At 33.1% G+C, this 10,362-nt stretch carries 11 protein-coding genes; 6 read left to right on the plus strand and 5 right to left on the minus strand.

All coding sequences use genetic code 11. The features are described from left to right. Window positions 1-16 precede the first annotated feature (16 nt). A complete protein-coding gene (locus ACKVOD_RS10105) occupies window positions 17-412 on the plus strand; it encodes a hypothetical protein (protein ID WP_409209348.1) in 396 nt (131 codons plus the stop codon). Between the two features lie 83 nt (window positions 413-495). Here ACKVOD_RS10105 and ACKVOD_RS10110 read toward each other — a convergent pair whose 3' ends face one another. Next, window positions 496-1,284: a hypothetical protein gene (locus ACKVOD_RS10110; protein ID WP_409209349.1), complete on the minus strand. Its 789-nt coding sequence runs from the start codon at window positions 1,282-1,284 to the stop codon at window positions 496-498. Window positions 1,285-1,496: 212 nt separating this feature from the next. Then, complete coding sequence (alaS, locus tag ACKVOD_RS10115) at window positions 1,497-4,133, minus strand: alanine--tRNA ligase (protein ID WP_409209350.1); 2,637 nt, start codon at window positions 4,131-4,133, stop codon at window positions 1,497-1,499. A gap of 185 nt (window positions 4,134-4,318) precedes the next feature. Here alaS and ACKVOD_RS10120 point away from each other — a divergent pair, with 185 nt between their 5' ends. The 5 genes from ACKVOD_RS10120 to ACKVOD_RS10140 all read left to right on the plus strand — a co-directional run bounded on the left by ACKVOD_RS10120 (window position 4,319) and on the right by ACKVOD_RS10140 (window position 7,605). Then, the gene (locus ACKVOD_RS10120; protein ID WP_409209351.1) at window positions 4,319-5,296 is read left to right on the plus strand and encodes a M23 family metallopeptidase; all 978 of its coding nucleotides are present in this window, start codon (window positions 4,319-4,321) and stop codon (window positions 5,294-5,296) included. Next, window positions 5,296-5,628 (plus strand): MerR family transcriptional regulator, encoded by a 333-nt coding sequence (locus ACKVOD_RS10125; protein ID WP_409209352.1) that lies wholly within the window; start codon window positions 5,296-5,298, stop codon window positions 5,626-5,628. The genes ACKVOD_RS10120 and ACKVOD_RS10125 overlap by 1 nt, the downstream gene beginning before the upstream one ends. A gap of 52 nt (window positions 5,629-5,680) precedes the next feature. After that, window positions 5,681-6,274 (plus strand): LemA family protein, encoded by a 594-nt coding sequence (locus ACKVOD_RS10130; RefSeq protein ID WP_409209353.1) that lies wholly within the window; start codon window positions 5,681-5,683, stop codon window positions 6,272-6,274. An 84-nt stretch (window positions 6,275-6,358) separates the two neighbouring features. Further along, a complete protein-coding gene (locus ACKVOD_RS10135) occupies window positions 6,359-6,796 on the plus strand; it encodes a TPM domain-containing protein (RefSeq protein ID WP_409209354.1) in 438 nt (145 codons plus the stop codon). A gap of 14 nt (window positions 6,797-6,810) precedes the next feature. After that, window positions 6,811-7,605, plus strand: coding sequence for a TPM domain-containing protein (locus tag ACKVOD_RS10140; RefSeq protein ID WP_409209355.1), 795 nt, complete (start codon window positions 6,811-6,813; stop codon window positions 7,603-7,605). 79 nt (window positions 7,606-7,684) lie between these two features. Here the strand turns inward: ACKVOD_RS10140 and ACKVOD_RS10145 are convergent, their stop codons facing one another. From ACKVOD_RS10145 to ACKVOD_RS10155, 3 genes are all read right to left on the minus strand, one after another. After that, a complete protein-coding gene (locus ACKVOD_RS10145; RefSeq protein WP_409209356.1) occupies window positions 7,685-8,116 on the minus strand; it encodes a hypothetical protein in 432 nt (143 codons plus the stop codon). Between the two features lie 93 nt (window positions 8,117-8,209). Continuing rightward, on the minus strand, window positions 8,210-9,730 hold the full coding sequence (gene nadB, locus ACKVOD_RS10150; RefSeq protein WP_409209357.1) for an L-aspartate oxidase: 1,521 nt from the start codon (window positions 9,728-9,730) through the stop codon (window positions 8,210-8,212). Further along, window positions 9,730-10,362 (minus strand): quinolinate synthase NadA (locus tag ACKVOD_RS10155; RefSeq protein WP_409209358.1); only part of this gene is annotated, 633 nt, incomplete at its 5' end. The genes nadB and ACKVOD_RS10155, both read right to left, overlap by 1 nt.

Genomic DNA, 10,362 nt, shown 5'->3' on the forward strand with positions numbered 1-10,362 from the left:
ATAAATAAAATTAACAATGAAACACTTATTAACGACCCTTTGTGCTGTATTTTTTACATTAACTGCTGCTGTTGCACAAGAAGCTTCTTCTGATAAAAAACCAGCTACAGAAAAACCGAAAGCACAATCAAAAGATCAAAAAGAAGCCGATTTAATGGAGGCTTTTAAAATTGCAGGAGTAACTCTAGCAGAACAAGAAAAAGTTAGAGCTATTTTGGCCGAATCTACAGTCTACTCTAAAACCTTAAAGGCAGATACTTCGCTTAGCGAAGACGAGATGAAAGCGAAGTTAAAAGAATACAGCAATACCGTAAAAACGCCCAAGCTTAACGAAGTTCTTGGAAAAGAAAGAAGTAAAGAATTTAGAGATGCTCAAAAAACTCTAAAAGAAGCTTTTATGGTAAAACAATAATTGATTAATATTAAATAATTGTAATTATTAAAAAAGGTCTGAAATTTGTCAGACCTTTTTTTAATGTGTTTTTTTTAAATGTTTTAGTAGAAATATAATGTTTTTAGATGATTTTTATCTTCTTTTCCAAACACAGGTTTTGTCGAAATAACTTCTTTAGGATAGCCCTCTTTATCATAATTGTAATTTTTTGATATTACAACAGCAGACGAAACTTCCGCCTCTGAATCTAAATATTTGGTCGATGAAATCACTATGTTTGTATAATAATTATTGGCGGAAATTAATTCTGAATGGTCTAACAATTTATTAAATCCAACGATGTTTCTTAGTGGGTTTGATTTATTGTCATAAGCAAAACTTAGCTCTTCTTTTTCTAAAATATTGACACCGCTTGTATTTAGAGTTTTGTTTTTTTGAACAACATTATTATATTGTATTGATAGCGTTCCGTTACATACTAAAACAATATTGATATTTGAATCAGTACTTGTTTTTTCGTAAGCTATTTTGCCACCTGATTGATAGGTGTAATTTAAAGTATAATTGTCAGAGCTGATCACTTTAGTTAAATTATCATTTGTATAAAAATAATCAAAGGTTTTTTGATCTTGCGAAGTTTTATCTAATTGAATTATTTTGGTAATTAAATTTCCTGAATAAGTAAATGTTGTATTAGATAATTCCGAATCGATACTTACAATTTTGTCACCATCATAAGCAAAGTTGATCGTCAATGAAGTTTCATCTTTATTTACTTCAATTATTTTTTTTACTAATTTGAATTGTGAAGTATCATCAACATCTGCAGTACACGAACTAAATATGATTATAAAAACAGAAATAAAAAAAAGACTAAATATTTTTTTCATGATTTATATGTAGATTAATATAATAGATTAGCTGGGGCATTTTCTATCACATTTCAAAAATATAAAAGGAATTGCATTTAAATTAATATTTCCGATATACTGTAAATTAATCAGATATACTACAGTTTAAAACTGTTTTTAGCCGTTTTTACTAAAAGAAAAACCCTTTTAATCAACAAATTAAAAGGGTTTTTAAAAAATTTGAAATGATGTTATTTCAAAAATAATGAAGCTTTTTCTAATGCTTCTTTAATTCCGCTAGTGTTTTTGCCTTTTCCTGAGGCAAAGAACGGCTGACCACCACCGTTTCCGTCAATATATTTTCCTAATTCCTTGATAACAACATTGGCATTTAAGCTTTTTGCTGCAACCAATTCTTTCGAGATATAACAATGAATATTAGCAGCGTTATCTTCAATGGAGGCCAAAATAACAAATGCATTATTTTTTGAATTCCCGAGTGATTGCGCTAAATCTTTAGTAGAACTCATGGATAAGTCTACCTGTTTTGCTAAAAAATTAACTCCATTAATTTCCTGAAACTCTGAAATTAAATTATTTTTTATCCCTTCTACTTTTTCTTTCAACAATAGCTCTATTTGCTTTTTCAATTTAACATTATCATCCTGCAATGAAACCACCGCTTTCAATGTATCTTGTGGATTTTTCAACGTTTCTTTTATCGCATCCAAATCGCTTTCTTGTTGAGAGTAATAGTTTTTCACTACATCGCCTGTAATTGCTTCTATACGACGAATTCCAGCAGCCACTGCGCCTTCAGAAAGGATTTTGAAATGCCAGATTTCGCCTGTGTTTTTCACGTGAATTCCACCACAAAGTTCTCTGCTGTCGCCGAATTCAATCATACGTACGTTATCTCCATATTTCTCTCCGAACAGCGCCATCGCACCATGAGCCATTGCTTGCTGAATCGGAATGCTTCGGTGTTCAACTAATTGTAATTGTTCTTCGATTCGAGTATTTACAAAATCTTCTACTTTGCGAATTTCTTCATCGGTAACTTTACTGAAATGCGAAAAGTCAAAACGCAAGTAATTAGGATTCACTAACGAACCTTTTTGTTCAACGTGTGTTCCTAAAATAGTTCGCAACGCCAAATGCATCAAATGTGTAGCCGAATGATTTTTTGAAGTCGATGTCAGTAAATTGGTATTGACTTTTGCAACGAAACTGGCTTCAATATTTTCAGGAAGTTGTTTTGCAAAATGCAGAATCAAATTATTCTCTTTCTTAGTGTCAATGATATCAATCGTTTCGTTAGCATAAACCAAAGTTCCTTTATCGCCAACTTGTCCGCCACCTTCAGGATAAAACGGCGTGTTATTTAATACGATTTGATATAGAATTCCGTCTTTTTTAGAATCAACTTTTCGAATGCGAGTAATTTTGACTTCATTTTCCGTTTTGTCATAGCCTACGAATGTTTCCACATTACCCGGAATCAATACTTTCCAATCTTCGGTCGAAACTTCAGAAGCCGAACGCGAACGATCTTTTTGTGCTTTCATTGAAGCATCAAATTCAGATTCTTTGAAAGACATTCCTTTTTCTTTCAAAATCAAAGCCGTTAAATCTTTTGGAAAACCGAACGTATCATACAATTCAAATGCTTTCGCTCCTGAAACTTCAGTACCTTTTGTTTGTGTGATAACCTGATCTAATAATTGTAACCCTTGGTCTAAAGTTCTTAAAAAAGAAGCTTCTTCTTCACGAATTACATTGGTAACCAATTGTTGCTGTGATTTAATTTCTGGAAAAAACTCGCCCATTTGATCCGCTAAAACAGCAACTAATTGAAAAATAAAAGGTTCTTTGGTATTCAAAAAAGTAAATCCATAGCGAATGGCACGTCGCAAAATTCTTCGAATCACATAGCCAGCACCTGTGTTTGATGGTAATTGACCATCGGCAATAGCAAAAGCTACAGCACGAACGTGGTCGACAACTACTCGAATGGCTATATTGGTTTTGTTTTGTTCTTCGCTTATGTTTTTTACTTCATTTGAAGTATATTTTAAACCTGTGATTACTTCAATTTTGTTAATTAAAGGGGTAAAAACATCGGTGTCATAATTCGAAGTTACGTTTTGCATTGCCATACACAAACGTTCAAACCCCATTCCGGTATCAACATGTTGAGCAGGTAATTTTTCTAAAGAACCATCAGCCTTACGGTTAAATTCCATAAAAACATTATTCCAAATTTCAACTACTTGTGGATGATCAGCATTGACTAAATCCCGACCAGAAACGGCAGCTCTTTCTTGGTCTGTTCTTAAATCTATATGTATTTCTGAACAAGGTCCACAAGGTCCTTGATCTCCCATTTCCCAAAAGTTATCTTTTTTATTGCCTAAAATAATTCGATCTTCAGAGACAAATTGTTTCCAAATATCAAATGATTCTTGGTCAAAAGCCACATTTTCAGCTTTGTTTCCTTCAAAAACAGAAACATACAATCTATCTTTATCCAGTTTTAATACCTCTGTTAAGAATTCCCAAGCCCAGTGTAACGCCTCTTTTTTGAAATAGTCACCAAACGACCAGTTTCCTAACATTTCGAACATGGTGTGATGGTAGGTGTCAAACCCTACATCTTCTAAATCATTATGTTTACCTGAAACGCGAAGGCATTTTTGTGTATCGGCTATTCTGTTGTGTTTAGGTGTTCCATTTCCCAAAAAGAACTCTTTAAATTGAGCCATTCCTGAATTGTTAAACATCAGTGTAGGATCGTCTTTCAGAACAATTGGTGCTGATGGAACTATCAAATGGTCTTTGCTTTTGAAAAAATCAAGATATTGTTTACGTACTTCTTGTGATGTCATTTTTTTTGAAAATTCGGAATTTTGTTAATGTGCTAATCTTATAATTCGCTAATCGAAATGACGATTATACGAATTAAATAAACCAACTTTAATATATTGTTAAAAAAAGGGCGTAACAAATGAAACATTTATTAAATTTGTTCGACTAACATTTTTCAATGTGCAAAAATAGGGTATTTTAAAATATGGCGAAAGTAAAATATTATTACGATTCCGAAAATCTAGCCTACCGAAAAATAATAACAAAAAAGAGAAAGAAATTTGCCTATTTACTCTTGTTTTTATTGGCTTCGGCACTGTTTGGGTTTTTAGCTTTTATAATTTTATTGAACACACCTTATTTTGAAACGCCAAAAGATAAAGTTCAGGCTCGAGAAATAGATAATTTGAAGTTACATTTTTCAGTTTTAAACAAAAGAATGGATCAAATTGAGGATGTAATTGCTGTAATGGAAGAAAGGGATAATAATTTATATAGAGTTTATTTTAATACAGCTCAAATATCTGATAAAGATAGAAAATCAGGGTTTAGAGGTTTTAATAGATATAAGGAATTAGAAGGGTATGATAATTCTAAATTAGTAATTAATACTACCAAAAGAGTAGATATGATTAGTAAGGAATTGTCGGTTCAATCAAAATCGCTAGATGAAATTTTTAAATTGGCCAAAGCTAAAAATAATTTATTAGCTGCAATTCCAGCTATTCAGCCTGTGAGAAATGAAAATTTAAAAAGAGTGGCTTCGGGATTTGGATATCGAACAGACCCATTTACTAAAGTTAGAAAAATGCATGAAGGAATGGATTTTACTGCTAAAGTTGGAACTCCAATTTTTGCAACGGGTGATGGGGTAATAGCAAAAGCAGATAATACCGTATCGGGTTATGGAAATCATATTGTGATTAGGCATGGCTTTGGTTATGAAACTTTATACGGACATTTGAGTAAATACAAATGCAGATCAGGGCAAAGGGTGAAAAGAGGCGATATAATAGGATATGTAGGCAGTACAGGAAGGTCAGAAGGACCCCATTTACACTATGAAGTCCATAAAAACGGTAGAGTTGTTAACCCTATAAATTTTTATTACGGAAATATTTCGGCAGTAGAATATGTTGCCATTTCAGAATTGGCTAATCAAGAAAATCAATCTTTAGACTAATGCAAATAGAATTACAACCAGACAAACGCTATTATAGTATTGGCGAAATAGCCAAAGCTTTTGATGTGAATACCTCACTTATTCGATTTTGGGATAACGAATTCGACATCCTCAAGCCGAAGAAAAATGCCAAAGGCAACAGGATGTTTACCCCTGAAGACGTTAATAACCTGAAACTCATTTATCATTTGGTAAAGGAGCGAGGTTTTACCCTCGAAGGCGCCAGAACCCATTTGAAAGAAGGGCAAAAGAAAACTTTGGATAAATTTGAAATTATCAGCAAATTGGAAACCATAAAAACACAGTTGGCTAGTATTAAGAATGGGCTATAGATTTTTGAATAGAGATTAGAAAACTAAATAATAAACTTTAAATTAAACAAAAATGGATTTTAAAAAATTTTTACCTTGGATTATAGTAGCAGTTGTGATTTTTAGCTTGTACAGCTGGGTTAAAGGAATTAATAATAACGCAGTAACTTTAGGTCAGACCGTTGAACAGACTTGGGGCGATGTGCAAACATCATATCAAAGACGAAATGACCTTATTGGAAACCTTGTAAATACGGTAAAAGGGGCTGCAGATTTTGAGAAAAGCACTTTGACAGCTGTAATTGAAGCTAGAGCAAAAGCAACTGCCGTAACTATCGATCCAGCAAATATTTCTCCTGAAAAATTAGCCGAATTTAACAAAGCGCAGAGTGGAGTAAGTAGTTCATTATCAAGATTATTAGTTTCTGTTGAAGCCTATCCAGAATTGAAAGCCAATGCTAATTTCTTGAAATTACAAGATGAATTGGCTAGTACCGAAAATCAGATTCTTACTGCTAGAACACGTTTTAACGAAGCAGTTAAACCTTATAATACTCACATTAAAACTTTTCCAAATTCATTATTTGCAGGAATGTTTGGTTTTAAAGAAAAAGCTTATTTTCAAGCTGTTGAAGGTGCAGAAAAACCAGTTGAAGTAAAATTCTAATAAATAAAATCTAATACAGATTTCACAAATTATCACAGATTAAAATTTGTGTAAATTCGTGAAATTTGTGGCAAAAATAAAACAATGTTAAAAGTAGAAGAATTTTTAACCAAAGAAGAAGAAAGCGCCATAGTTGAAGCTATTCGTATGGCCGAAAAAGAAACTTCTGGCGAAATTAGAATACACATAGAAAAAACAACTTCCAAAGCTCCTTTTGATAGAGCTTTGGAAGTTTTTAATTTTTTAAAAATGGATCAAACCGAACTTAAAAATGGGGTTTTAATTTATCTTGCTGTCAAAGACAAAAAGTTTGTAATTTGTGGTGATAAAGGAATTAATGACCGAGTAGAAGTTGATTTCTGGGATAGTACTAAAGAGCTAATGGCTAATCATTTTAAAAAAGGAAACTTTAAACAAGGTTTAATTGATGGAATTACCATGGCTGGTGAACAGTTACAAAAGTATTTTCCTTATTTAGAAAATGACTCTAACGAATTAAGCAACGAAATATCCAAAGGATAATGAAATCTAAACAGATGGCAGATAGCAGATGGCAGTTAGTCAGTTTGCATATATTAATAGCTTTTCTTCTATTTACTCAAATCAGTTTTGCCCAATATACAATTCCTGAAATTCCTAAATTTCAAACATCAGTATATGATTATGCTAATGTTTTGAGTTCTGATGAAAAATCACAGTTAGAAGAAAAGTTAATTAGGTATTCTGATTCTACTTCGACACAAATTGTGGTTATTACTATTGAATCACTTAAAGGAGAGGATATTGGTATTTTGACACCCAAATGGGGACAGCAGTGGGGAATAGGCGGAACTGAAAAAAATGATAATGGGGTAATTATTCTTTTAGCCAAAGCCGAAAGGAAAATATGGATTTCTGCAGGATACGGCCTCGAAGACCGATTGACAGCAGGAATAGGCGGAGAAATCACTCGAAATATTATTATTCCAGAATTCAAGGCAGGTAGTTATTACAATGGTTTAGATAAGGGAGCCGATGCTATTTTTGATGTATTTAAGGGGAAGTATAAAGGCGAAAGGAAAAGCAATAAAAAAGAAAAGTTTCCAGTTTTGCCAATATTAATTATCGTTTTTATCATATTTGTTATCATTTCAAAAAATAAAAATAATGGTGGAAACTCAGGTAATTCTGGAGGTGGCCCAAGTTTATTGGATGTGATTATTTTAAGTAGTTTGGGCAGAAATGGTGGTGGTTCGTTCGGCGGTGGCTCATTTGGAGGTGATGGTGGCGGTTTTGGTGGTGGCTTCGGAGGAGGAGGCTTTTCTGGAGGTGGTTCAGGAGGTGACTGGTAATCTAAACTAAAAAATTTAAAAAGTCTTAATTCTAAGTTTAGAATTAAGACTTTTTTTTATTGGTAAAAAATGAGACTGTTTATTTTTTTTCTTCTTTTCTGTCTTTCATTTTGTCTTTGCGCTCTTCTTTAATGGTATTCCATTTTGCTAATTGTTCTGGAGATAAAATGGCTTTTAATTTTGCATCCATTGCTAGTTTTGCCTCTTCAAATTTTTCTATTCTTTCTTTACGCTCTTCAGGAGTTGGCACTTTTGCCATCTCTTTGTTTGCCATTTTCTCCTTCATAAAAGCTTCTCTTTTTGCTTTTTGTTCCGCCATTACGGTTTTTATTTGTTCTTGTTGTTTGGCATTCAAATTCAATTCAGAACTTAGTTTTTTCAAACGTATTTCATCACTTTCGCCGTTTTGCCAATGTCCTTTTCTTGGACTGTTCGTTTCATTCTCCATTTTTTCTTGTGCAAAAGTAAATGCACTAAAAACAAGTAGAGTGGCTACAATTAATTTTTTCATTTTTATGTTTTTTAAAGATATAACAGTAAGAAGCGAATTTTTAAAAAAGGTTTAACTTACAAAGTATTCAAAAACGTAAAATTTTAATTTTTTTTAATTTTTCACGAAACCACCACGATTTTCGTTTCTATCAATAGATTGTTCAACAATTAGGCTTCCAATTGTAATTAAATTACGTAATTCTCCTAAACTCGCATTGGTTTTATGATTTTTTATCTTGTCTTCTATTTCAATTTGAAATTGTTTCAACTTAAAGTTTGCCTTATTTAAATCTAAATCATTACGAACAATACCTACACTTTTTCGCATCAATAGCTGTAATTCTAATTTTGTATTAGCTGTATATTTGGGGTCAATTTCAGTAATTTTATCTGATATCCAGTCTTGTACAGGCTCTGTTTCTTGAAGATCATCAAAAGGATGATTCGCTAAATAATGGTATATTTTATCCGAATAGACCAAGGCTTCCAGCAAAGAGTTAGAGGCTAGTCTATTGGCGCCGTGTAAACCCGTTCGAGAACACTCGCCACAAGCAAATAAATTATCGACAGATGTCTTTCCAGTTTTATCTACTACTATGCCACCACATAGATAATGTTGGGCAGGTACTACCGGAATCCAATTTTTTGCAATATCTATTCCTATATTTTTGCAATGCATATATATCATCGGAAAATGTTTTATAAATCCCTCTAGTTCTAAATGAGTGCAATCGAGATAAACACAATCATCACCACTTTTTTTGAGCTCTAACTCGATGCTTTGTGAAACGATGTCTCGTGATGCAAGATCACCTCTAGAATCATAATTGAGCATAAATCGATCTCCTTTTTTGGTGCGCAAATAAGCTCCAAAACCACGAACTGCTTCCGAAATTAAAAAAGAAGTATCGGTGCTAGCATCATATAATGCTGTAGGATGAAATTGAATAAATTCCATTTCTGTAATTTTTGCTTTGGCTCTAAAAGCCATTGCAATTCCGTCGCCAGTAGCAATTACAGGATTGGTGGTATGACCGTAAAGATGACCAATTCCTCCTGTTGCCAATAAAGTATATTCAGCTTGAAACGTGAGTATTTCTTTTGTTTTTTGGTCTAAAACGTAAGCTCCAATGCAGCAATTATTTTTTGTAATTAAATCAAATGCAAAATGATGGTCTAAAACGGTGATATTTTCTTTTTGCAATACTTGGTTTAAAATGGCACGTTCAATTTCTTTACCCGTTTGGTCTTTATGATGTACCACTCTGTTTTCTGAATGCCCGCCCTCTTTGCCTAAATCTAGAGTTCCTGCTACATTTTTATCAAATTTAGCACCCCATTCAATCAATTCTTTTAGGCGTTTAGGACCTTCGGTAATAACCATTTCGACTACGGATTCATCACACAAGCCATCACCACAAATTAAAGTGTCTTGTATGTGTTTTTGATACGAATCTTCGATTTTGTCAGTGACTATTGCGATACCTCCTTGAGCATACTTGGTGTTGGATTCGTCAGCATTAGCTTTGGTGGCAATCGTAATTTTTTTGTTTGGAAATTGATTGGCAATTTTCAAAGCAAAAGTTAATCCTGCAACACCTGAGCCTATGATTAAATAATTTGTTTTTATCATTATTTAGATAATTCAAGCATACGTTCAATAGGCACTAAAGCTTTTTTCATAATATCTTCAGGAATAAAAATTTCAGGAGATTCATGAAGTAAACAATCGTATACTTTTTGTAAAGTATTCATTTTCATATAGCCACATTCACTACAAGCACAAGTGTTGTTTTCCTTTGCCGGTGCTGGTATTAATATTTTGTGCGGTACTTCTTGTTTCATTTTATGAAGAATACCAGCCTCGGTAGCTACAATAAACTTATTGCTTGGGTCGGTTTTTACAAAATTTATCATTCCTGCTGTCGAACCAATATAGGCAGCAGTTTTCAGAATATGAGTCTCGGATTCTGGGTGCGCAATAATTTTGGCGTCTGGATTTTCTTTGTAAAGTGCAATTAATTTATCTAATGAAAAGGCTTCGTGAACCACACAAGAACCATCCCAAAGTAACATGTCTCTTCCGGTTTGCTCCATTACATATTTACCTAAATTTTTATCTGGAGCAAATATAATGGGTTTGTCTAAAGGTATTGAGTTTACTATTTTGACAGCGTTTGATGAGGTGACAACAATATCGGTTAAGGCTTTGACTTCGGCAGAGCAATTTACATAGGTTATCACGACATGGTCAGGATGCGCTTC

The sequence above is a fragment of the Flavobacterium sp. genome (assembly GCF_046155325.1).
Taxonomy (GTDB): Bacteria; Bacteroidota; Bacteroidia; order Flavobacteriales; family Flavobacteriaceae; genus Flavobacterium.

Coding starts and splice junctions, on each gene's coding strand:
- ACKVOD_RS10125 (WP_409209352.1), top strand. CDS start 5,296: ATGCAAATAGAATTACAACCAGACAAACGCTATTATAGTATTGGCGAA.
- ACKVOD_RS10110 (WP_409209349.1), bottom strand. CDS start 1,284: ATGAAAAAAATATTTAGTCTTTTTTTTATTTCTGTTTTTATAATCATA.
- nadB (WP_409209357.1), bottom strand. CDS start 9,730: ATGATAAAAACAAATTATTTAATCATAGGCTCAGGTGTTGCAGGATTA.
- ACKVOD_RS10135 (WP_409209354.1), top strand. CDS start 6,359: ATGTTAAAAGTAGAAGAATTTTTAACCAAAGAAGAAGAAAGCGCCATA.
- ACKVOD_RS10140 (WP_409209355.1), top strand. CDS start 6,811: ATGGCAGATAGCAGATGGCAGTTAGTCAGTTTGCATATATTAATAGCT.
- alaS (WP_409209350.1), bottom strand. CDS start 4,133: ATGACATCACAAGAAGTACGTAAACAATATCTTGATTTTTTCAAAAGC.
- ACKVOD_RS10105 (WP_409209348.1), top strand. CDS start 17: ATGAAACACTTATTAACGACCCTTTGTGCTGTATTTTTTACATTAACT.
- ACKVOD_RS10130 (WP_409209353.1), top strand. CDS start 5,681: ATGGATTTTAAAAAATTTTTACCTTGGATTATAGTAGCAGTTGTGATT.
- ACKVOD_RS10145 (WP_409209356.1), bottom strand. CDS start 8,116: ATGAAAAAATTAATTGTAGCCACTCTACTTGTTTTTAGTGCATTTACT.
- ACKVOD_RS10120 (WP_409209351.1), top strand. CDS start 4,319: ATGGCGAAAGTAAAATATTATTACGATTCCGAAAATCTAGCCTACCGA.